A 22,701-nucleotide genomic window follows, 5' to 3' on the forward strand; every position below is an offset into this window, starting at 1 on the left:
CGACGCCTTACCCAAGCTGTGTAGCTATATCTGATAATGTTTCGTGAATGCCTAAGATAATGGGATGCGTCGGCCCCAATTTTTGGACGGTAGCATCCAGGAGACACTCATATTCGAACTGGGCCTCGGAAATCATACCCGCCTTATAAAGGCCCCATGCATAGTTATTCCAGGCCTTGAATGTTTCTTCATCATCATCACCATAAACCTGCCGGGCCTGTTCCACAATGGTGGAAAGTTCGGTGAGGGTTTCTTCAAAGCGACCAAGTTCTAGCAGGCAGCGGGAATATTCGCTGCGGGCAACGAGAAATTTCATGGGGTTCTGATGGGATTGCTGCTGATACGCGGCAATCACCCTATGGTATTCATCACAGGCGCCGACCAAGTGGCGAGTGGCATAAAGGGTTTGGGCGTAGGTCAATCGCACCGTTGTGGTTTCCTCATCCAAAGTCCCATAGAGTTGTTCGAATCGAGCGAGGATATCTGGCAATTCCCGGGCAGCCTCGGGGAATTGTTTAGTAGCGTAAAGGTAATAGGCGTAGGCGTACCAGGTTTCTAACGTTTGGGGACTATCGAGACCATTTACCTTTTTCCGAACGGCAAGGAGCTTTTTCAGCTCCGAGATGCCCCGGTAAAAATCATGGTTGCGGAGCAGACACCCAATCCAATCATTCCATAGAATGAGTGTTTGATTGTGGTGGATTCCGAGGGATTTTTGGGCCGCCTGAAGCGCACGACCAAACTCATCAATGGCCGCGTCGAGCCTCCCCACATCCATGAGGCAGGTCCCCACCGCACCCCAGGCGACAAAGGTACGCGGATGATACTCCCCCAGAGTCTTCCGGCGGCCGTCCAACACCGCCTGATACTCGATCAGGGCCTCGCCGGGCCGCCCCATGGCACGAAGTTGCCCCGCATACTTATAGCGAATCAACAGGGTATCTGGGTGATTTTCGCCAGAGACCTGCACGCGAACCGCAAGAAGCTGTTCAGCCTCGGCCAGTGCCTGAGTGACACGACCCACCTCATCAAGGCAAATCATCACCTCGGTCCAAGTAAGGAGCGTGTCGGGATCATGGGGGCCAAGAATATGACGCTGCTGTTCAAGCACATCCATAAATTCCGGGAGCGCCTCGGAAAATCGGCCAAGCTTGGCAAGACAATCGGCAGCCTTATTCCGCAAATCCAAAACCGACACATTCGCTTTTCCGTATGCTTGTTCGAATCCATCTGCGCTTTTACGGAATAAGGTACGAGCCTCCTCATATTGGCCCATGGCCTGAAGAATTTCGGCGTTTTTTGTTCGGGCAGCACAGGTAGCCGGGTGATATTCGCCATAGTCATGGCGAAGTTCAGCAACCAAATCGGCGATGCTGGTGGCGGCTGCCGGCAACGCCGAGGGCTTAAGCTCGTTACGGTATTCCAATAACACCGCAACGTAATAGGTCAGGGCCGCGAGAGTTTCGGGATCATACGCACCATTAAGCCGCCAGATCTGGGTAAATCTCTGCTTCAGCTCCTGGGTGATATCTTCCGCATTTCGTCCCATAACCTCACTGTACACACTCGCCCTATTGGCTCTTATTAGCTGACCCAATCATGGTTCTGTTTTTCAGTTACGCCCACCTGAAGACAACCATTCCCCGCCAAACAATCCGCAATAAGAGCAGCTCAATACCATAAATAGGTTTCGAAAATATCCCTACTGTGATCTTGCTATCCTCACCCCCATTATCACCAATTCTGCCAATCAACCCCACACGACGCCATTATTATCACCGTCACCACACTGCCAGCTGACTATAACCCCGCTAAAACTCTCGACATATAGGCAGAGCCTCTCCCAGCTGTGCGCATTCTCACTGTAGAGATTCCTCACTTCACTAGCAAAAGCATTTCATTGGTTGCTAAAATCAATCAATTCATGCAGCGGATCCCGAATCGCCACCGTTTCGCCTCTGCTAGCAAAATCCCTCCCTACCAGGCCCAACCCCACCATGCGGGCGTCGACAAGCGATGGCGACTACTCGCCCTGGCGGCGCGAACGCCATTTATCCTGCATCAACGACCCAAAAGTCCGCAGCTTCTTGCTCACCTGATACCGGTCGTCCGCTTCTTCTAGCGTCCGCCGAGTCCGCGCCACATACGGGCCGCACACCCGCTGTGTCTCCGCGATCAGCTCGTCAACCCGCTCCCCCACGCTTCCACTCCCATGGCCCCCGCTCGTGCCGGCCGCTGCCTGCCGATGCGTGGACAGCTCCTTATACTGGCGTAGCGCCTCCTCGTACCGGCCCTGGTCTTCCAACAGCTGCACCCATTTCCCCCACGCCAATAGGGTCCGCTCGTCCGTGTCCCCCAACCCGGCGCGACAGTCCGCCACCACCGGCCCCAGAAGTTCCGTGGCGTCCGCGTCCCGCTGCAGGGCAAGCAGGCATTCCACTACCGAATACCGGGCGTCCAACGTTGCCGGGTCCTGCTTTCCTAGCAGTTCTTCCCGACGCACCGCCACCGCGGTGTACTGTTCTAGCGCCGGCTCGTACAGTGTGGTTTCCGCAAAGCACCTGGCCCAGTCGGCGCGATTATTCACCGTCACGGGATCCTTGTCACCGAACACTTTTTCGCATGCTGCTACGAGTTTCCCGAGTTGGGGTCGGGCCTCCGCGTATTTCTTATCGGCCATGAGCGAGGTGGTGTAGTCTCGCCATGCTGCGAGGGTATCAGGATGTTCCGCCCCTAAGGATTGCCGCATGTGTTCCAGCCGGGATAGCGGCGTCGGTTCCTCCGCGGTGGTTTCGGCGTTCTCGGTTTTAGGGTCCTCGGTTTTGTGAGGCTTGGCTTTGGGGGGCTCACCTTTAGGGGTTTCAGCTTTGGGGGCCTCGTGCTCGTGGGGGTTTTCGCGGGAAGGTTCGTGCGGGGTTGTGTTCGGGGTCTCATCCATGTTTTCACTCTACAGGGTTCTTGGGTTCTGCGATCTCGCCGGCAAACTGCGCCCCAAACTCTTGGACATGCCGGGTTGTTGAGTGATCTTCCCCGTAGATGCGGGTGCAGTCCTGCACCAATGCGTCGTATTCGGACCAGGCGTCGTCTACCCAGCCCAGGGCGAAGAGAGTGCGCATGTAGTCGTAGCGGAGTTCGATGGTCTCTAGGCTGTCGTCACCATTGATTTGTCGGGACACCGCTAGGAGCCCCTCGAATTCGGTCAGTGCCTCCTCGTATCGGTCGAGACACACCAGGGTGGTCGCGTATTGGGACCAAATGACGAAATGTCGCTTGTGGGTTTCTCCAAACACGTCTCGGGCGGCGCGGCGGGCTAGGTCGAATTCGGTGCTGGCCTTCTCATAGTTACCAGCGGCGAGGAGGCTGCGGGCGTAGATGGTGCGGAGCCGGATCACGTCGGGGTGGTTTTCGCCGCGGTCTTTGATAACAAGGTCGATGAGGGCGCGGTAGAATTCGGCGGCGTCTTCGTGCCGGTTGGCGCCGTCGAGGATTTTGGCGTATCCCAGTATGGTGTGAAGGGTGTCGGGGTGGTTTTCGCCAAAGAGTTCGAGTCGGGTGGCGAGGAGGTCGTGGAATTCCATGAGGGATTCTTCGAGCTCGTTTTGGTTGGCGAGTCCGGCCGCGTAGCTGTTCCAGTATCGGAGTGTTTTGGGGTGGTGGGGCCCGAAGACTTTCCGGGAGTCGTCGAGTAATGCGGCGGTGTGGGCGACTGCGGCGTCGGCGTGGTGGGCGTTGCTGAGGCAGATGGCGTATTGGTTGCGGATTTTAAAGGTGGAGGGGTCGGCGGGACCGAAAACCCGCACATAGGATTCGATTGTTTGTTCGTATTCTTCGATCGCTTCGTCGTAGCGTTGGAGTGCGTGGAGGGCGGCGGCGCGTTTGGCGTGCATGATGACGGTGCGTTCGTCGGTTTCGCCCCATACGGCGGTGAATCTAGGGAGGAGTTTTTCGCATTCCGCCAGGGCTTCTTTGTGTTTCCCGGTTTTGCCTAAGGATACCGTGTAGTGTGCCCAACTTGTCAGGGTGTCGGGGTGATCTTTGCCTTGCACGTGGCGGCGGGAGGTATACACTCGGGAAAATATTTGGGTGGCACCTTCAACATTGCCGAGCCGGTTGAGGCATTGTGCTACTTGTTCTTGTGCGTGGAGGGTTTCGAGGTGTTCCGGCCCGAGGTTGTGTGCCGCTACTTCCTGGAGGACCGCGAATTGTGTGCCGGCGTCCCGCACGTCACCCGCCTGATACAGGAAGTTGGCAAATTTGCGGCGGAGTGGGATGGTTTCGCTGCTTTTCTTCCCATAGCTTTGCTCCTGCACAGTCAGCAGCGCACTGAATTCCGCCGCCGCCGCATCCAGTTGGTTCTCCGCCACGAGCGCATCAATGTACTCGTTCCAGGCCCTATAGGTGTCCGGGTGGTGCATGCCCGACCGCTCTTGAAGCTCCACCAAATGGGTTTTCAGCTGGGTGCTTGTTGCAATCATTCTTTAACTGTACAACCCCGGTTGTCTAGTGTTGCTTTTCGACGCTACCCCTGGCAGAAATACTCCGCCACTTTTTGGGATAGCTCCTGGTAGGCCACGGTCTGCGGGTCGTGCTCCCCCAGGATTCGCACACATTCGGGGATGAGAAACTCATATTCCAAATGGGCTTCGGCAATTTTTTCGCTTGCAAATAGTGCCCATGCGTAGTCGTTCCAGAGTTTGAGTGTTTCGGGGTGATCTTCGCCGCGCGCCTGGCGGGAATCGTGGAGTAGGTGTTCCCATTCGCAGAGGGCTTTTTCATAATCGCCTATGTCCATGAGGCAGTCGGTGCATCGTATGCGCAGGTAGAAGGTTCGATCATCGTTTTCGCCATGGAGTCGGCGGGCGCCTTCCCTGGCACGCTGAAATTCCGTGTATGCGTCAAAGATTTGGTCGCTTCCGAGTAGGCAGTGGGCATACCGGCTGCGAAGATCCACGGTGTCGGGGTGGAATTCGCCTTTTTGGTTCGTCGATATTTCCGTGAGTTGGGCGAGTTCGGCAGCGGCTTCGTGAAAACGGCCGGCATCGGCCAGCATGATGGCGTAATTGCGCCAGGTTTGGCGGGTTTCAACGTGGTCGGCACCTAGGAGACGCCGACGGGCGATGAGGAGGGTGTGGGCTTCTGACACTGCTTCGTTGGTGTAGCCGGCATTGGCGAGGCTGGCTATATAGTTATGCCACACGGTGAGGGTTTCTGGGTGTTCTGGCCCGAGAATTCGCCGGTAGTCGGCAAGAAGTCTGGTCATTTCAGCGTAGGCTTCGTTGCTGCGACCGAGTTCGCTGAGGCAGGCGGCGTGGTGGCCGCGGGTATTGAGCGTGTCTATGTGGTCCGGGCCTAAGTCGTCACGCCTGGCTATGAGGAGGCGGTGGATTTCTATCAATGCCAGGTTGGGTTGCCCGATCCCCCTTAGGATTGCGGCATATTTACTACGCACATAGAGGGTGGAATTATGGTGGTTGCCTAAGAGTTTGGTGCAGAATGGGAGCAATAATTCGGCTTCGGCGAGCGCTTTGGGATAATCGCGCTGTTTCTCTAAACAAACCAGGTAGTTTATCCAGGTTCCTAATATGCCTGGATGGTCATTTCCGTAGAGGCGTCGACGGGTGGTGAGGAGTTCGGAAAATATCTGACCGGCTTCTTCGTATTTTCCCAGGTATGTTATGCATTCGGCGGTTTTTCCGCGGAGATAGAGCCATTCCTCACTGGTGGGCCCGTAGTGGTGATATGTGAGTTGCGCCGCATGATGGAATTTGGTGTAAGCATCTTGATATTTGCCCCTTTGCATGAGGTAGTGGGCATATTTGCTGATGAGGCCGGCCACAAATATGTGGTTGTCGCCAAGCATGCGTTCGCTGACCGATATGAGCAGGGCCAATTCGGTGAGTGCGTGTTCGGTGTCACCATCACGTATGAGCGCATCGATGTAGGTCAGCCACACTTCCCTGGTGTCGACGTGCTCCTCCCCTAACCGGGCGCGAAGCTCATCAAAGGTTTTTTTGATACCAGTGGTACGGGAGTTACGGATTTTAGTCATAGGCTTACTGTACAGAATCACTAGTTAACCTATTCTGAACCTTGCCGAGGTTTTGGTGGTTTATTATTTCACATGATGTAGTGGCGTAGATCATGTGATCTTTCTTTGTCTGATCTCGCCTTGGCGTAACCCTGTTTGAGTCGTTGTGCGACCCCGGCCCGACTTGCACCAACCGCCGGTGGCCTGCGTCTTCCTGCAGCAGACGGCGTTATAACCTCTCCATATCCGCATTAATGTCTGAGATGCTACCAATCCGAGTTTTGCCGTTGTTTCACCGCAGTCTCCCAACAATCACACTCATGATCGTGTCCCTATTCGTGTTCCATCTACACCCGCGCCGCCCCCGCCCACAATGGATCTGTGAGACTCGGGCATGCGGTGATTATCCAGATGCGGGCCCGAACTTAGAATTGCCCAAATGAGCATTCAGGTTTCCTGGGACCAACCAGGATGGGTCGAGGTTGGCTAGCCCAGCTCAGCACTTGTTCTAAGCTGGGGTTCGCAGGGGCAAGCTCACGCCGCTTTGCCCTTGGTGCTCGTTGCAGCGGACACTCACTCAGCCACAATCATTCCAACCACGTCCCACGCCCATTGCTGCATATGTGCTGAGCTGGAGTTCGGTCGCCCAGGCACGCTCAAGAACCCGGAAAATCCACGAACCCCAGCTCAGTACATTCACTAAGCCTGATTTTCCGCTGTAGGATCCCCCAATATCGCACTCTTTCCTGACCAAATGCCTTGTCTACGCCACGGAAATCGAGTTTAGAAGACATGCAGCCACGGCAGGACAAGGGGTAGCACACGTTCTGAGCTGGAGTTCCGTATTTTACCGGCCCCTCAAGAGGGTACTGAATCGAGAAAGTCAAGCTCAACAGGACATGAAGTCGGCCGAATGGCACGCCTTAAGAAGGCATAATCCCCGAATACACACCTGGCATACCGCCGCACCACCCTACTGCACTTGTTCTAAGCTGGAGTTCACACTGGGGTGCTAGCCAACGGATGGATACCTCACACTCATGCAAACCGGCTTCGGCACCCTTGTGCCTACTGGGCGCTGTCCAGAACCGCCGGGCTGCCCCAGGGAGAAAAGCCGCCACGCCGGAACTCCAGCTTAGAAAATATGCAGCCACTTCTGCCTGGGGTTCCGGCGGATCTTACCAGGCTTGAGGACGCATGCAGCACAAAACCGCCCTCACCAATAATGATGAGGGCGGCAATGAATCAAGATCAGGGCAGACGAAAGCCTACTTGGCGGTTACGGCGGTTACTGAACCACCGGCGGCCTCGATCTTCTCCTGTGCCGACTTGGAGAATTTGTCGGCGGTGACGTTGAGCTTGACGCTCAATTCGCCTTCGCCCAACACCTTGACCGGCTGGTTCTTACGAACCAGGCCCTTGGCCACGATATCGGCGACGGTGATGTCGCCACCAGCTGGGAAGGCTTCACCAAGGTCGCCAACGTTGACCACTTGGTAAATCACCTTGTTGCGGCTCTTGAAGCCCTTGAGCTTCGGCAGCCGCATGTGGATGGGCATTTGGCCACCTTCGAAAGCTGCCGAAACTTGCTTCCGAGCCTTGGTACCCTTGGTACCGCGACCAGCGGTTTTACCCTTGGAACCCTCACCACGACCCACACGAGTCTTGGCCTTATTCGCACCCTTTGCTGGGCGCAGATCGTGAAGTTTAATCACATCGCTCATTGGTTATTCCCCTGCCACTTCTTCGACTACCACCAGGTGGCGCACAACCTGAATCATGCCGCGCACAATGGGGGTGTCCTGGCGTACAACAGAGTGATTGATGCGGCGAAGCCCTAACGACTGCATGTTTTTGCGTTGTTTAGGGTTAGCACCAACCAGTCCTTTTTTCTGGGTGATCTTCAGGGCCATGGTTAAGCCTCCTGTCCTGCGCGTTGCCGCAGCATCCGAGCGGGGGCGACTTCTTCCAAGCTCTTGCCACGACGGGCTGCAACTTCTTCGGGGCGAACCAGTTGCTTCAGGCCGGCAACGGTGGCATGCACCACGTTGATGGCGTTGTCAGAACCGAGGGACTTGGACAGAATGTCTTGAATACCAGCGCATTCCAGCACTGGGCGGGCAGCGCCACCAGCGATGACACCAGTACCGGGGGCAGCCGGGCGGAGCATCACGATGCCGGCTGCGGCTTCACCCTGGACCGGGTGGGTGATGGTGCCACCAACCATCGGGACGCGGAAGAAGTTTTTGCGTGCTTCTTCGGCACCCTTTTGGATTGCGGCGGGGACTTCTTTGGCTTTGCCGTAGCCCACACCCACCATACCTTTGCCGTCGCCAACAATGACGAGGGCGGTGAAGCTGAAGCGGCGACCACCCTTGACCACCTTGGACACGCGGTTAATAGTCACCACGCGCTCAATGTATTGGGAGCGTTCGTCTTGTTGCTGATTACGACGATCGTCGCGGCGGCCACCACCGCGGCGCTCGTTTTTATTGTCGTCGGCGGAGCGTCCGCCGTCACGCCGTTCACGTCCGGACATTAGGCGTTCCTTCCGTTGTTGTTAATTGCGGTAGCCATTAGAATTTCAGACCACCTTCACGAGCTGCGTCGGCCAGAGCGGCAACCCGGCCATGGTATTTGTAGCCACCGCGGTCGAATACGACTTTTTCAATGCCGGCTGCCTTAGCGCGTTCAGCGATGAGCTGACCAACCTTGGCTGCTTTGGCTTTCTTGTCGCCTTCTACTGCTGCCACAACCTTCTCCACGGAAGATGCGGCGGCAAGGGTGTGACCAGCGGTATCGTCGATCACCTGCACATGCATGTGCCGAGCAGAACGGAACACAGCCAGCCGAGGTGCTTCGGGGGTGCCGCGCAGGGTCTTGCGAACGCGGACGTGACGGCGCACCCGAGCCTCGCGGCGACGAGCAGAGATATCTTTGCCGACCGGCAACCGCTTCTCGTTGTTGTTGTTGCTCATGTTTACTTACCCGTCTTTCCGACCTTGCGACGGATCTGCTCGCCTTCGTAACGAATACCCTTGCCTTTATAAGGATCGTCCTTACGCAGCTTGCGGATAATGGCGGCGATCTGTCCGACTTTTTGCTTGTCGATACCGGAGACTGACAGCTTGGTGTTGCCGTCCACGGCGAAAGTAATCCCCTCCGGGGGCTCGATGAGCACCGGGTGGGAGTAGCCCAGGGAGAATTCCAGATTCTTACCCTTGGCGGCCACACGATAACCGACACCGAAGATTTCCATCTTGATGGTGTAGCCTTCGGTCACGCCCACAACTAGGTTGTTAATGAGCGAGCGAGACAAACCATGCAAGGACCGGTTTTTCCGGTTGTCATCGGGACGGGTCACCAGAATCTGGTTGTCCTCGATAGCAACTTTAATAGGTTCGGCAACGGTGTGGCTCAGGGTACCTTTGGGGCCTTTCACCTCGACAAATTGGCCGTCGATTTTGACGTCGACATTGGCGGGGATGGCGATAGGTGTCTTACCAATACGTGACATTTCTGCGCGCCTCCCTTACCAGACGTAGGCGAGAACTTCTCCGCCTACACCTTTCGCATAAGCCTGACGGTCGGTCAGTAGACCCTGGGACGTGGAGATGATTGCCACACCCAGACCACCGAGCACCCTTGGCAGGTTATTGGATTTTGCGTACACCCGCAGGCCCGGCTTGGATACGCGTCGCAGACCAGAAATGGCGCGCTCCCGGGTGGGACTGTACTTAAGTTCGAGCGTCAAGGTTTTGCCCACCTTGGCGTCGTCGACAGTGTAATCAGCAATGTAGCCTTCGCTCTTTAAAATCTTGGCGATATTCACCTTGAGTTTGGAGGAAGGCATGGACACGGAGTCGTGGTGTGCGTGATTTGCGTTACGCACGCGCGACAACATGTCCGCAATTGGATCAGTCATGGTCATAGTAACGTGACCTGTTATGCCTTTCTCGTTGCGGTTCCTCTTGACCCGTTGCGTAATCCGCATAGCGTTACCGCATATTTTCCGGCCACTTTTCGCTTCCCATGCTCAATAGCGTGGGGCGCTCGCTGCCACAGTTATACGGTCGCACAAGGCGAGGGGCCTACAACAAAGTAGTTTTAGGTATATGGACGTGAAAAATAGTCCAGCGGGACACGTTACCGAAAAATGTGCTATTAGGCAAATGAGCTTTTCGACTGATGATAATGAATATTACGAGTTGGTGCACTTGTTTGCCCCGCAGAACAAGCAAAACCTGCCAGCATCTTCCGGGGACGAGATGAAGCTGAAGACTGCTGCAACGAAACGATTGACGAAGGCCAAAGCCGGGTACAGACGCTTATCGACGCCCATACTACCGGGAGAGACGTACAACGAAGTGTTTGGCACGAATGATTCGGTGAAGACGCCAGAGCCAAAGTCGAGCGAAGCCAGGAATTTTTGATGAATCGTAAAAGGATCCGCTCCTCACCACTGTCATGCCCACCATCGCTGTGGTCGGCGGTATCGCTGCGACCACTTTCGCGTTCCCGCCACAACTGCGGCAGATGTTCCGATTCTAGTAGGAAATGTTCTGAGCTGGAGTTGTGGTTTTATCGGGTAGCTGCGGCGGGGACTAAAAACCGAACTCCAGCTCAGCACCTGTTCTACCCGACGTAGGGGTTGTGCTGAGCTGCGGTTGTTGTGGCCCGACCCACCAGCAATCCGATCACGCACAGGAATGCTGCCGGCAGTAATCCCAGAACGATCAGATTGGGTGAGGCGATCTCCGCCGCGAATTGCCGCAGGATCACGGCATTCATGAAAACTTGGGTGATGACCCCAGGCCAGATCGACCTGGTGGCCCGAAACGCCTCGGTGTAAAACACAGTCCAGCACAGAAACATGGGGATGGTTGCCACCGCCATGGTGGCCCCGGTGACATTGAACTCGGCAATGTGGCTGTTATTGATCACCATGATGCCCCAGAAGGGCAGCCACCACACCCACCACACGCCGGCGACAATGAGGTAGATCTGCCACGACCGGAGGCGTAGTTTCAGGAGTTGATTGGCGAGATAGCCACGCCATAGGGTTTCTCCTACCAGGCTGGTGACCAGCAGCCACGGGAGGTTTCGTGCCACAACCTCCAGGTAGAAGGTGGCGTGAAGCGTCGAAAAGCTGATGGCATTGGCCAGGAAGCCAATGATAAGCGCGACCGCCAGGGCCGTGGGGCAGGCGAGGATGAGCAACAGGTATGTTGCGCCGGCGCCGCGAAGGTTTGGGGCGAAGCCGGCATCCTGCCAACCCCCGGTGACGGCACGTAACGCCACCACGGTGAGGAGCGGCAGGACGAGTCGCGGTAGTTCGCCGCCGGTGAGGTAGTCGTTCAGGCTGGTGGGAGCGGGTTGGCCAGTGAGCCGGTCGGTGAGGAGCCCAACCCATCCGCTGAGGAAAACCGCGCCGCCGAAGAGAATGAGGTTGCCGACCGTGCGTTTCGTATCTGTCATGTTTCACCTCAATCATTGGGGAGTACGAGATCGGGAAGGTGCTCTTTCACCTGGTCCAGGGGCTCATCGGCCATCACCACGTAACCGTCCCGCGCATCTTTGGTGGGCAGTAATGTCACCTTGTGGGGGATTGTTTCACTGCTGGGTTTGTCATCGCCCTGGTAGTGCTTGGTGGTGGTCACATAGATGATGGCTGTGACGGTGCCGTCGATTTTTCCCTTCACGTTATAAATAGCTATGTCACTCCGGGCCTGGGTGATGGGTAGAACTGTTGCCATACTGTCTCGTATCTCAAGGTTGAACCGTTCCGCAGCGGTCAATAATTCCCGGTCTATCGGAACCCCCGGAATCCCCTTACTAGATTGTGAACAATTTACTATCGCGCAATCCGAATTATTCCATTCGGCGTCAACCACCTTCTGATACCCCGTCATCGCACTGTTAATCGAGGCGATTCGGGGCTTTTCTACCCGAAAATGGTAAATGGTTGCGCCAATCAGCGCGAACGAAATGATAAGCAGAGACAAAACTACGTAGATAATCTTCCGCTGGCCCATCATCAGCCCCATCATAGTTGCAATAAACTGGGGTGGCGTGGCAACTACCCACGTTTTAGGAGGTGTATTTGCGACGCATTCGGAGGTTACCGGATCTCACTTCGGCTCGCCTGGTCGAAGAATTCGCGCTCATACGCGCACGCCACTTGGAATGCTGCCGTAGCCGCCGCCCGCTGCACACCGGTGGCCTGGACTAAGGCATGCTCTACCCGGCGTAGTGCCGCCTCGGTGGTCGTGACAAACGACTGGTCACCATAGGTTTTCAACCATTCATGGTAGGGGTGATCTGGGTGATTACTGGCTGCTAAGCACGCCCCCACCTCGGCATAGATCCAATAGCAGGGCAAGACCGCGGCAGCCCCAACCACGTAATCGTCACCATAGGCGGTGGCGGTAAGGAAGTTCGTATACCCCAAGGTCACGGGGCTGGTGTCGCCACTGATGCCACCCAACCACTCGTGATGCAATTGCGCCTCCACCACTAGACAATCCCGGGCGCTCTCCGCCCACTCCACCTGGTACTGCGGCTCACCCGCCTTGGCCGCCAACACCGCCAAAGCTCGGGAATAGTTCGCCAAATAGTGGGCATCCTGGTTCAAATAGAAATCGAACTCCCGTTTGGAAAGACTGCCATCCCGCAATCCCATAATAAATGGTAGCCCCATGATCTGTGACCACACCTCCCCCATGGAATCCCACAGGGACTGGGTATATGGACCCGCCGCCGGAATGGTTGGTCGATACCTCACTTCACCAGTGAATTTCCAAGGTTTTGTACTGGCGCACGCCGCCTGCCGCCGCACTTGGTGGAAATGATCTATGGGACCGTGCCCACCAGGTGTTCCCACCTCCAGGGCCGCCCCGGCGCGGATAGAATCGGCAAGCCAATAGCTCACCCATTCGATTGCTTCGGTGATGGTGTCGCCGGCGGCTAGTCGGGTGGCCAGTGCGGAGGATAGAGAACAGCCAGTGCCATGGGTGTTAGTGGTGTCGATTCGGGGTGTGGTGATGGTGGTGATGCGCCCATCGGGATACACCACGGCGTTATTGGCGAGCTTCCCGTCAAGGTGCCCACCCTTGGCAATCACAATGGTATTCGATTTCTGGGCAAATTCTGCCGCCTGGGACAGGGCTTCCTCGAACGTGCGTGCGGGTTCCGGGGCGCTGAGGAGTACCGCGAGTTCCGGCACGTTGGGGGTCACAATGTCCACATGATGAGCGAATTCGATCACGGCTTGTTCCGCATCAGGGTCGAGAAGCCGATCACCGCTGGTAGCGACCATCACCGGGTCGAGCACGACCAGAGGCATGGGGTGTTCCGCCAACCATTGCCGCACGCACGCCACAATGTCTGCACTGCCAAGCATGCCGATTTTCACGGCGTCAATGGTCACGTCCGAGACCACAGCATCGAGTTGTTCCCGCAGGAATGAAAGCGGTGGGGTATGAATCGACCGCACCCCATGCGTATTTTGCGCCACCAGTGCGGTAATAGCATTCATGCCATAGCCCCCGGCAGCAGCAATAGATTTCAGGTCTGCTTGCGCACCAGCGCCACCGGTGGGGTCGGTTCCGGCTATGGAGAGTACTCGCGGCACCGATGGGCGTCGCATAGCAAAGGCCGCCCGAAGCTCACCGGCAGCCGCCGCGGGGTCAGGGGACGACATGATTGCCGACACAACGCACACGCCGTCTACCTGCTGTAATTCGGCCGCAATATGCTTGTCGACGCCACCAATGGCCACGCTCTTCATCCCATGGGCTGCCGCCATTCGGGCGATCCGTTGCACCCCAGCCACCCCCAGGGGCGTCGCATGGTCGGGTTTTGTCTCGGTGGCACGCACCGGCCCAATACCGACCACGTCGGGAAGCCGCACCCCGGATGCGCGACAGGTTTCTACCACGTGTTCCAGCTGGTCGGCGGTTTCGATGCTGAGCCCCAACATCAATTCCGCCGGTAGCTGCCGTCGAGCCGCAACATAGGACAGGTCTCCCTGACCAATGTGGGCGTGGAGGCCCAGTTCGGCGGCGATATCCACATGATCGTTAATGAAAAGCGGGATCGTGCTCGGGTCAGCATTCGAAACAGCCGTCACCGCCTGTATTGCGTCTTTGAGCGCTTGGGCCCGCTGGCGGATCTGAGGCTTGGTGGCGTGTTTGTCTCGCAGCTGCACCACAGTCACGCCACCGGTAATAGCCTGGGTGACGATGGCGGGCACAGCGTCCGGGTCGGATCCGGGATCGGTGACGAGGTAAAGGTCCCAAATTGGTTCGCGCATGTCTTACTCCTCCTCGATTGTGACAAGCTCAGCGATGCGTTCAGAGGTAAGCTGGTAGAGCGCATCAATCCAGGCGACAGCGAAAGATCCGGGGGCGGATGCCCGTTGAGCGGCAACCATACCAGCGGCACCACTATGGGCGTGGGCCGCCACTACCGCATCATGCAGGTCGAATGCGTCCCGGCTGGCCACTGCAGTGCGGTGGGCGCCAAGGTAAGCTGCGACCAGGGCACCCAGGGAACAACCGGTGCCAATGACTAGTTGCATCATGGGGTGTCCAGAAACCAATCGGGTCACCCGGCGAGTGCTGACAATAACGTCCTGGGCCCCGGAAATGGCCACCACTCCCCCGGTTTGCGCCGCTAGATCACGGGCGGCGGGGATGGTCGCTTCTACTTCATCGGTGGCATCTACACCACGGCCACCGGCCCCGACCCCGGCCAAGGCGGCGATTTCCGAGGCATTACCACGGATTGCGGCGGGCCGGTACGCCAAGATTTCCCGGGAGAAAGCGGTGCGATGCGGCAAGGCTCCTGCGGCAACCGGGTCGAGCACCCAAGGGGTGCCAACGCTGTTGGCGCCGAGGATGGCCTGCCGCATGCCGGCGTATTGTTCCGCGGAGGGGGTTCCCGGGTTGATGAGCACCCCGGATGCGACACTGGCAAAGGCTGCGGATTCTTCCGGGGTGTCGCACATTGCGGGGGTGGCACCGGCCGCGAGTAACACGTTTGCGGTGACTTGGGTAACCACATTATTGGTGAGGCATTGCACGAGCGGACGAGTGTTCCGCATGGTGTCAATGGCGGCGATAAGCGCAGTTTTAGTGGCGTGATTCGGCATGAATGTGAAAGACCTCGACAATTCCTTCGCTAGTATGAGCTAGAGCAGGTTCAATGGGTGTGTTCTCAGCGCTCCAAGGAGCGCACCCCATGTCGATTTCCCAATGTAGCATAATTCGACGCCACCACCTGTCAGTTTGGGCTGACCCAGCTAGCCCCGTGTGCAGTGTTGGCGCCCCGGCCCGACTGGTTTCAGCCGAGTTCGTCAGGCCAGTGGTGGAGCTTGCCACGCTGGTAGATCAACGGCCGGGTTTCTTCCTCCCAACCACAATCATCCACGGTGACAGTGAGGATAACATGGTCGCCACCAACATAGCGGTCGGTGACAGTACCGAGGAACCAGGCTGCCGCGCCGCCGATCAGTGGCACCCCCACATCATCCCGGCTATCAATGCTTGTGGAATTGTCACGATGGGAGCTACGTCGCACAATGTTCACGCCGGCAAACCGGTCCAGACCGTGGCGGGCGAACTGTACCGCCAGGTGCAACTGGTCCTCGGCCAACACAGACACCCCGATGGGTGCGCCCACCATGAGGTGGGGGTGGGATTTGGACCTAGCGTCGATGCTGAGCAGCACCATTGGTGGTTCCAGCGACAGTGAGGTGAAAGCACTCACGGTGAGCCCAAGATCCGCCCCAGTTTCGGTGTCACGGGCGGTCACTACGGTCACGCCTGAGGGATAATTTCCCACGGTTTGTCGATAGTATGTACTATCCACCATTTTCATAGTGCTAAGCATGGGCCCTCGCTCGCTCCAGCTCCCACCGCAGCTGTGCTTCCGAAGGTGATTGCACCGGGATAAACGCTGCCTCCCGGAATCGACGTGACGCCGGCGAGCTCTTGGCATAGCCAGCCCCGCCCGCGACCCGCACCTCCACATTAGCGGCGGCAACCGCAACCTCGGCGGCCTCTAACCGTAATTCCAATAACTCCACGGGGCTAATATCCGAATTACCAACACGGGTAATAATGTTTTCCTGCCGCGCAATAATGTCAGAAACTTTCGCAGCAATATCCTGAACCTCATCGGCGAAGGTCGCATTCACCCCAAACAATCGTTCACTAGCAGCAACGATCGAAGCCTCGGCAACCCCAATGCATTCCGCGATTTGTAGGACCACAAACGTGGGCCGCACCTGGAGGATGAACGCATCAAAATCGTGGGTGAGAACCTGCGACTCTGACACGAACACATTTTCTAATGAAACCCAGGCGGAGGCGGTGGCGTTCAAACCCAATAGACCAAACGGTTTCCCAAACGTAAGCCCCTCAACGCCGCTCTCTACAAAGATGAGCAGTCGTTCACCATCATCAGTGCGTACCGCGGTCACCAGCACGGCATCATCATACAGGTTTGATGCCCAGTTCAATTTGCCGGTCACCCGGTATCCGCCTTCAACCGGAGTAGCGGCCAGTTCGATCTCACCGCAACCGGCGAATTCCTTGAACGCGGCAGCCATGCCGGTGATGCCGGGGCGGGCACCGGAACGCAGCGACTGTTCCACTGCCGACGCCGCCGGCTTGTTGGCATTGGCCAGATAGGTTTGGGTCATGAGGTGGGCCCAAATAGTGAACCCAACCGACAGGTCGCGGCGGGAGATTTCCCGAACAGTTCGAGCCGCGGTGAGCAGATCCGTATCGAGCAGGCCGACTTCGGCGAGGACCGGCAGAATGTAACGTGCGTCTTCGGTCCCTGCGTCAACTACCTTCGCTTTCTCACTCACAGTTTCGAGAATGCTGGGGTCAACGACGAGGGGTGCGGTAGCTTGTTCGATGATAGCGGTCATAGGTTATACCAATTCGGAGGTGAGGCGAGCGGGACGAGTGTAGGTATTAACCACGGGTGACCACTTGATGGCATCGCGGTGAATTTGGTCGAGGGTGTCACGGTCGGCGTCGCCTTCAAGCTTCACCTTGACGCGAACGTCGGAAACTCCGGGACGCTTGTCGTCGGAAAGGTCGCCAACACCCCAGGTGGGAGAAATATCAATGTCACCTTCGATATCAATTTCGATTGCGGTAAGGGTAACGCCACGGTGGGTGGCAATGGCCTGAATGCCTACGGAGATGCAGGCTGCGAGTGCGGCTTGAGCAACCTCGGTGGGGTTGGGTGCGGAGTCGTCACCTAGCAGCGCCGGGGGCTCAGACACAAGCACTGGATCCAACCCACGCACCTTGGTGTAATTACGGAATTGCCCGTCGGCCTCGGTGTGGGTGCGCACGGTCTTCCGGCCCCCCTCGGGGTTGTCGATGTTCTTCTGCGCAAGCTTGGCAAGCCCCTCCTTGTCGATGGGCTGGAGGGGTTCGCCTGGGTTGTGGTTGGGGGTGAGGTCACTCATGGTAAGACTCCTTCAATGTGTCATCGTTGATCGAATTAGGAACCGACACTAACACATAATTTCCAGGTTTGCATACTACTTAGTGCGCCCTTATTCGATAGGTTCATGGGTTTTTACAATCAGATAACCGTAAATAAATCGGTCCCTACCACCTGCGATATTAATTTTTAGACTTTTCCATTCGCCCTCAGAGATCATGAAAAGTAGACAGGATAGATCACTATGAATTAGAGTTAAATACCAGTTTTAAGACCGATCAGTCTACCAATGAAGACTAAGAGAGGTGCCGCAGGAAACCTATTATGCTCTCACCACGTGAACCATCAACAAGTGTTAGCGTTGGCTACCGCGCCACCCCTCGCTTCCTGCACGCTCAGCGTCACAACCCCGCGAACCAGCGGCCGCCATCGCCCGCGCGGCGCCGTTGATACTTGCCGACGCCCAGGGTTATTTCGCCGACCAAAACATCACCGTATCGCTGCGCAAATATGCCGGGTGGACAGGCCGTTATTCTCGCTAACATGCACCGCAACCGCAGCAACCACGACCGCCTCGACCCCAGGGAAGCAAACACACATTCGGTCCATAATTATCTAAGCCTTGCTATTAGCAATCTTCCTATCGCTTTGGCAGTTGGCTATCACCGCCGGCTGGCTCACAGAGTTAGCCCCTACCCCAGTGCGCACCATCACCAGTGTTACTGCGCATGTTGCGCTGTCCGATATCACCAAGTTGTATGGTTCGCACACGATGATTACAGATGTCGCACTGCTGGGAAATATCTGAAGGCTTTTCGACAACCACACGGAGCCGGTCGTCGAAAAGCTCGGAGATTATTCGTATCGTAGTGCCTCGATAGGGTCGAGTTTGCCGGCACGGCCGGCGGGGTACCAGCCGAAGAACAAGCCGATGACGAGGCAGAACATAAGGGATCCGATCATACCCATGATGGGCGGCATGGTCATGGTTTGGAACATGAGTTGGCATACCAGTGGCCCGAGGACGGCACCGATGGCCATGCCGATAAAGCCACCGATGAGGCACACCACCATTGCTTCAATGACGAATTGTCTGCGAATGTCTTTGCGGGTGGCGCCGAGGGCTTTACGAATGCCAATTTCGCGGGTGCGTTCGGTCACGGTGATGAGCATAATGTTCATGACACCAATGCCGCCAACCATGAGGGAGATAGCACCAATGCCAGCAATAGCGGCGCTGATGCCACCAAGGACATTGTTGACATTTTCTAATTCTTTGGTGTAATCCCGAACCTTCATTTCGTATTCGGGGTTCCCCTCAAACCGTGGTTTGAAATAGTCTGCAATGGTTGTCTTGATTTGTTGCAAATCTCCTGCGGCCGCCGGGGTGGTACGGAATGTGACTGACTGCCAGGTACCTGCCCGGTCGCTGAGCCGGGATTCCAGGGTGTAGGGCACGTACATGCTACTGGATTCCGGCCCACGCCCATTCAATAAGCCTTTCTTGGGTTCTTTGAGCACGCCCACAACAGTGAAGTCGCTGAGGCCGTCGTCAGATTCGAAGGTTATTTCTTTGCCGAGGGCGGCTTGGATATTGTCACCGAATATTTGTTTGGCAAGTTTATTGTTGAGCACCGCGACAGGTTTGTTATTGTCGATGTCGTCTTGGGTGAGGCCATGCCCCACTTCGATTTGGGAGTTATTTTGGACGAAGTAGTAGGGGTTGACGAAGAAGGTGGAGCCGTTGATGGTTTTACTATCATAAATGAGGTCACCACTGTAGGAGGAATTTCCACCAATGGACACCCCGGCTAGTTTGTCGCCCAGGAGGTCTTTGATCCGATCAATGTCATCGCTGGTGATTTCGTAGGAGGGGTCGTCGAGACGGCCGGAATAGTAGTAATATTCTTCGCCACCGGCCTGCTGTAATTCTTCCTCCGTAGGGATGGGCCGGGCTTCGGCGACTATTTCGACACCACCATCGTTGTTGAGGCTGGATAGGGTGTCTTCACGCAAACCATCACCAATGGTAAGGATGGTGATGACGGAGGCGATACCGATAATCACACCCAGGAGAGTAAGGGCGGACCGCATCTTATTGGTGCGAAGGTTCGACAGCGCCAGGGTGAGGGATTCAAAAATACTCACTTAGTCGTCACCTCCCGGGGTGGCCTTGGAATCGGAAGCGGACCCACCCGACTGACCAAACCTAGGCCAGGTAGCACCCGTACCAGTGCCGGTGGTAACGCCGCGCCAGGCTTCCCCACTCTGCCCCTGGGCGGTGGTAGAATGCCGCTGCGACTTCGATTTCGCCTTCTTCACCTTTGGTTTTGCCGGCACCTTCGGCTTGGTCGACACCGTTGGTTTGCCTGATGCTGCTGGCTTGGGGGCCGGCGTTGGCGATGATGCCCCGGCAGCCGGCGTCGAAGCTGCTGGCGTTGCATTTGTCGGTGATTGCGAAGCCGCCGCAGCCTTGGCCTCGGCGGCCGCAATATCGTCAGGCGTGATTGCAGTAAACGGGCCGGTTGCAGGGGCAAGCATGACCGCCGGCACAATCCCGTTCTGGGGGGCCGGCGGGCCGGTCAGTATGCCGTCGTTCATGGTGACAATGCGGGTGGTTTCCTCCGCCAACTCCGGGTTGTGGGTGATGAGTGCAATGGTCACGCCATGGTTTTGATTCAGGTCGTGAAAGAGGTCCATGACCATGCGACCGGTGGCGGTGTCGAGCGCACCGGTGGGCTCGTCGGCAAGCATGAGATCGGGCGAGTTACTGAGCGCCCGGGCAATGGCTACCCGCTGTTTTTGGCCGCCGGACAGTTCGGCGGGCAAATGATCGGCGCGCTCCTGCATGCCCACCATTTCTAGTAGATGGTTGGCGCGTTCTGTGCGGTCCTTGCGGTCTACGCCGGCGTACATCATAGGGAGTTCCACATTGCGACGCGCGGAGATGCGCCCAATCAGGTTGAAGTTCTGGAACACGAAACCAATGTGTTTGGAACGGTAGAGGGCGGCCTTGTCGTCGGAAAGCTCCAGGACGTCGACGCCATCGAGATTATAGGTTCCGGACGTGGGCTTATCCAATAATCCAATAATATTCATGAGGGTTGATTTGCCGGAGCCCGAGGTACCGACCACGGAAAGAAATTCGCCGCGCGCCAGGTTAAAGTTCACACCGTGGAGGATTGTGAGTTCGTTGGGGGTGCCGATATTGAAGGTTTTGACAATGTCCTGCATGTCGATGAGCAGGTCGGAGTCGGTTTCCTCCGCGGGGTTGCGTTTCTTCGCCATTTTCTGCCTTTCACTGCCCTGACTCGGGGGCTATCGTACTTCTGCCGCGGCGGTGCTTGTTGCAGTCCCACTGGCACCGCTAGCGCCGGCACCATCCGCGCCCCCGGGGGCTGCGGTGTCGACTGTGGCTTTCTGCCCCACGGATTGGCGGTATTTCGCGGCATCCACCAGGATCTTGTCACCCTTCTTTGCCTCGCCGGAAAGAACCTCCACATCGAAATCGGTCTTGCTGCCCAGTTTCACGGTGCGTTCCACGATGGTGTCGTCGGCGGCGATGGCCAGGACTTTTTTCTTGCCTTGGTCTTCGTACACGGCAGATTGGGGGATGACCATCTTATCAGAGGCCTCCCGGGTAATAATCCGGGCCTTGGCGGTGGAGCCCAACCGCAGGGTTCCCTTATTGCCTAGCACCTCGATCTCAACGGGGAAGTTCACCTTATTATTACTGCCACTGGCACCAGACGATCCACCGGAAGCGGAACCACCGGCCGAGCCACCACTGGCGGGAGTCGCTGGGGTTTCCTGTGGTGCCGCAACCGTGGAGACGAAGGAGACTTTACCTTGGAATTTCTTGTCACCAGTACCGGGGGTGGTGAATTCCACCCGCTGACCAACGGCAATCTTGGCGACGTCGATTTCTTTCACATTGGCGTGAACAATCATGCGGGCATCATCGGCAATGGTCATGAGGGCGCCATTCGCGGCCGACCCCTGCTTGGCGGCAACATTGGTGACCACCCCGTCGAAGGGAGCGCGAATCTGTGCGGAGGCGATATCGAGTTTGAGTTGGTTATCGCCGGCATTATTGGAGGCCTGGGCAGCCCGAGCATTCCGCACCGCATTATCAATGGCGGCCTGATTGTCTTCCATTTGGAATTGGGCATTGCGTTCCGCCACGGCAAGCGCGGTAGCAGCATCCTTTTTTTCTTCGAACGTCTTAGCGACATTACGTTGATCAGTGACGAGCTTATTGTCGGCCTGAGCCAAGGTGGCCTCGTAGCTGTCCTGGGATTCCCGCAGGTTCCGGTCGGCGGCCTGTAGCTTATTGGTCACGTCGGCGGCATCCAGCCCGGAGTCAATAGTATTACGGTATTGTTTGTTTACGGAGTTTTGCAGGGTTTCCACCCGCTCTTCGGATGCCTTGATTTGCGCCTGGATCTGGACCTGCTGCTCCGGGCTAGCCCCATCGAGTTGGGCCTTGAGCTCCGCAAGATTGCTCTGCTCGGTGGCCAGTGATCGGCGTTCCGTGTCCTGGTCTTGGAGGGTTCCTACCGCCTTGAGACCCATGCGAGCAGCCTCAACGTTAGTGTTCATGCTGTCCTGGCGGGCATTTTCGATCTTGGACTGTTGGGCGGCGATGTCTTGCTGCTTCCCATTGCCACGCAGGGCACTTTCCAGCTGGAAGTTGCGGTTTGCCTCATCGTAAGCGGATTCGGCTGTGCGCAATGCGGCCTTGGCGTTATTAATGTCCTGGTTCATACCGTTATCCAGCAGTTCCTTATACCGGTTGTAGCGGGATTCAGCGCCCTTGATTTCGGCAATGGAATTGGCTTCGTTGGTGGCTGCTTGTGCCTTGCTTTTCGCTAATTCGGTTTCTTTATCGGTGACATCAAGGTTGGCGACCAATTGGTCCGCCTGTACCCGGTCTCCCACTTTGACATTGAGTTGGTTGACCGGGCCGGTGAGTCGGGTGGAGAGCACCATGGATTTTTGGGGTTCTACGTTGCCGGACACGGCGACGCGCTGCGAATTATCACGCTTATCAAGAACCTGAACATCAGAGGAAGCTAATGTGATGGCGGATGAATTCGCAAAGAACGAATACATGGCTACGCCTATCAATGTGATTATCACAACCGCTGCGGCGATAATGAAAAACACCTTACGCTTACTAAGGTTTTTTATTCTCACTG

Annotated in this window: 20 protein-coding genes, 1 pseudogene and 1 riboswitch; of the genes and pseudogenes, 1 reads left to right on the forward strand and 20 read right to left on the reverse strand. The window is 56.8% G+C overall.

The window, feature by feature from the left end; translation table 11 throughout:
- Positions 1-7: 7 nt before the first annotated feature.
- From HBA49_RS09835 to rpsH, 10 genes are all read right to left on the reverse strand, one after another.
- Complete coding sequence (locus tag HBA49_RS09835) at positions 8-1,549, reverse strand: tetratricopeptide repeat protein (RefSeq protein WP_040431337.1); 1,542 nt, start codon at positions 1,547-1,549, stop codon at positions 8-10.
- A gap of 474 nt (positions 1,550-2,023) precedes the next feature.
- Positions 2,024-2,938 carry a tetratricopeptide repeat protein gene (locus HBA49_RS09840; RefSeq protein ID WP_005524429.1) on the reverse strand — a complete coding sequence of 305 codons (915 nt, stop codon included), beginning with the start codon at positions 2,936-2,938 and terminating at the stop codon, positions 2,024-2,026.
- Positions 2,939-2,942: 4 nt separating this feature from the next.
- Positions 2,943-4,475, reverse strand: a complete 1,533-nt coding sequence (locus HBA49_RS09845) for a tetratricopeptide repeat protein (RefSeq protein WP_005524343.1) — start codon at positions 4,473-4,475, stop codon at positions 2,943-2,945.
- A gap of 44 nt (positions 4,476-4,519) precedes the next feature.
- Entirely contained in the window at positions 4,520-6,049 is a 1,530-nt protein-coding gene (locus HBA49_RS09850) for a tetratricopeptide repeat protein (RefSeq protein ID WP_040431334.1), read from the reverse strand.
- Positions 6,050-7,296: 1,247 nt separating this feature from the next.
- On the reverse strand, positions 7,297-7,752 hold the full coding sequence (rplO, locus tag HBA49_RS09855; protein ID WP_005519776.1) for a 50S ribosomal protein L15: 456 nt from the start codon (positions 7,750-7,752) through the stop codon (positions 7,297-7,299).
- Between the two features lie 3 nt (positions 7,753-7,755).
- A complete protein-coding gene (rpmD, locus tag HBA49_RS09860; RefSeq protein WP_005519774.1) occupies positions 7,756-7,941 on the reverse strand; it encodes a 50S ribosomal protein L30 in 186 nt (61 codons plus the stop codon).
- A gap of 2 nt (positions 7,942-7,943) precedes the next feature.
- Positions 7,944-8,567 carry a 30S ribosomal protein S5 gene (rpsE, locus tag HBA49_RS09865; RefSeq protein ID WP_005519772.1) on the reverse strand — a complete coding sequence of 208 codons (624 nt, stop codon included), beginning with the start codon at positions 8,565-8,567 and terminating at the stop codon, positions 7,944-7,946.
- Positions 8,568-8,604: 37 nt separating this feature from the next.
- Entirely contained in the window at positions 8,605-9,006 is a 402-nt protein-coding gene (gene rplR, locus HBA49_RS09870) for a 50S ribosomal protein L18 (RefSeq protein WP_005519771.1), read from the reverse strand.
- A gap of 2 nt (positions 9,007-9,008) precedes the next feature.
- Complete coding sequence (rplF, locus tag HBA49_RS09875) at positions 9,009-9,545, reverse strand: 50S ribosomal protein L6 (RefSeq protein ID WP_005519769.1); 537 nt, start codon at positions 9,543-9,545, stop codon at positions 9,009-9,011.
- Between the two features lie 15 nt (positions 9,546-9,560).
- Positions 9,561-9,959, reverse strand: a complete 399-nt coding sequence (gene rpsH, locus HBA49_RS09880) for a 30S ribosomal protein S8 (RefSeq protein ID WP_005524540.1) — start codon at positions 9,957-9,959, stop codon at positions 9,561-9,563.
- Positions 9,960-10,200: 241 nt separating this feature from the next.
- On the opposite strand from rpsH, the gene HBA49_RS09885 reads away from it, so the two are divergent.
- On the forward strand, positions 10,201-10,461 hold the full coding sequence (locus HBA49_RS09885) for a hypothetical protein (RefSeq protein ID WP_225866053.1): 261 nt from the start codon (positions 10,201-10,203) through the stop codon (positions 10,459-10,461).
- 202 nt (positions 10,462-10,663) lie between these two features.
- Here HBA49_RS09885 and HBA49_RS09890 read toward each other — a convergent pair whose 3' ends face one another.
- From HBA49_RS09890 to HBA49_RS09935, 10 genes and pseudogenes are all read right to left on the reverse strand, one after another.
- Complete coding sequence (locus HBA49_RS09890) at positions 10,664-11,506, reverse strand: CPBP family glutamic-type intramembrane protease (protein ID WP_005524015.1); 843 nt, start codon at positions 11,504-11,506, stop codon at positions 10,664-10,666.
- A gap of 8 nt (positions 11,507-11,514) precedes the next feature.
- Positions 11,515-12,066, reverse strand: a complete 552-nt coding sequence (locus tag HBA49_RS09895) for a hypothetical protein (protein WP_225866054.1) — start codon at positions 12,064-12,066, stop codon at positions 11,515-11,517.
- Between the two features lie 83 nt (positions 12,067-12,149).
- Complete coding sequence (locus HBA49_RS09900; RefSeq protein WP_005524324.1) at positions 12,150-14,342, reverse strand: bifunctional hydroxymethylpyrimidine kinase/phosphomethylpyrimidine kinase; 2,193 nt, start codon at positions 14,340-14,342, stop codon at positions 12,150-12,152.
- Positions 14,343-14,345: 3 nt separating this feature from the next.
- Positions 14,346-15,182 (reverse strand): hydroxyethylthiazole kinase, encoded by an 837-nt coding sequence (gene thiM / locus HBA49_RS09905; RefSeq protein ID WP_005523917.1) that lies wholly within the window; start codon positions 15,180-15,182, stop codon positions 14,346-14,348.
- 3 nt (positions 15,183-15,185) lie between these two features.
- A riboswitch (TPP riboswitch) is annotated at positions 15,186-15,282 on the reverse strand.
- 91 nt (positions 15,283-15,373) lie between these two features.
- On the reverse strand, positions 15,374-15,922 hold the full coding sequence (locus tag HBA49_RS09910) for a flavin reductase family protein (RefSeq protein ID WP_005524518.1): 549 nt from the start codon (positions 15,920-15,922) through the stop codon (positions 15,374-15,376).
- Positions 15,915-16,970: an acyl-CoA dehydrogenase family protein gene (locus HBA49_RS09915; RefSeq protein ID WP_005524216.1), complete on the reverse strand. Its 1,056-nt coding sequence runs from the start codon at positions 16,968-16,970 to the stop codon at positions 15,915-15,917. The genes HBA49_RS09910 and HBA49_RS09915 overlap by 8 nt, the downstream gene beginning before the upstream one ends.
- Positions 16,971-16,973: 3 nt before the next feature.
- The gene (locus HBA49_RS09920; RefSeq protein ID WP_005524738.1) at positions 16,974-17,522 is read right to left on the reverse strand and encodes an OsmC family protein; all 549 of its coding nucleotides are present in this window, start codon (positions 17,520-17,522) and stop codon (positions 16,974-16,976) included.
- A gap of 833 nt (positions 17,523-18,355) precedes the next feature.
- Positions 18,356-19,648 (reverse strand): ABC transporter permease, encoded by a 1,293-nt coding sequence (locus HBA49_RS09925; protein WP_005519754.1) that lies wholly within the window; start codon positions 19,646-19,648, stop codon positions 18,356-18,358.
- Between the two features lie 435 nt (positions 19,649-20,083).
- Positions 20,084-20,734, reverse strand: a pseudogene (locus HBA49_RS13025) (ABC transporter ATP-binding protein); the annotation flags it as partial.
- 84 nt (positions 20,735-20,818) lie between these two features.
- Positions 20,819-22,615: an efflux RND transporter periplasmic adaptor subunit gene (locus tag HBA49_RS09935; RefSeq protein WP_225866056.1), complete on the reverse strand. Its 1,797-nt coding sequence runs from the start codon at positions 22,613-22,615 to the stop codon at positions 20,819-20,821.
- Between the last annotated feature and the right edge of the window lie 86 nt (positions 22,616-22,701).

This window comes from Corynebacterium matruchotii, assembly GCF_011612265.2.
GTDB classification, from domain to species: Bacteria; Actinomycetota; Actinomycetes; order Mycobacteriales; family Mycobacteriaceae; genus Corynebacterium; species Corynebacterium matruchotii.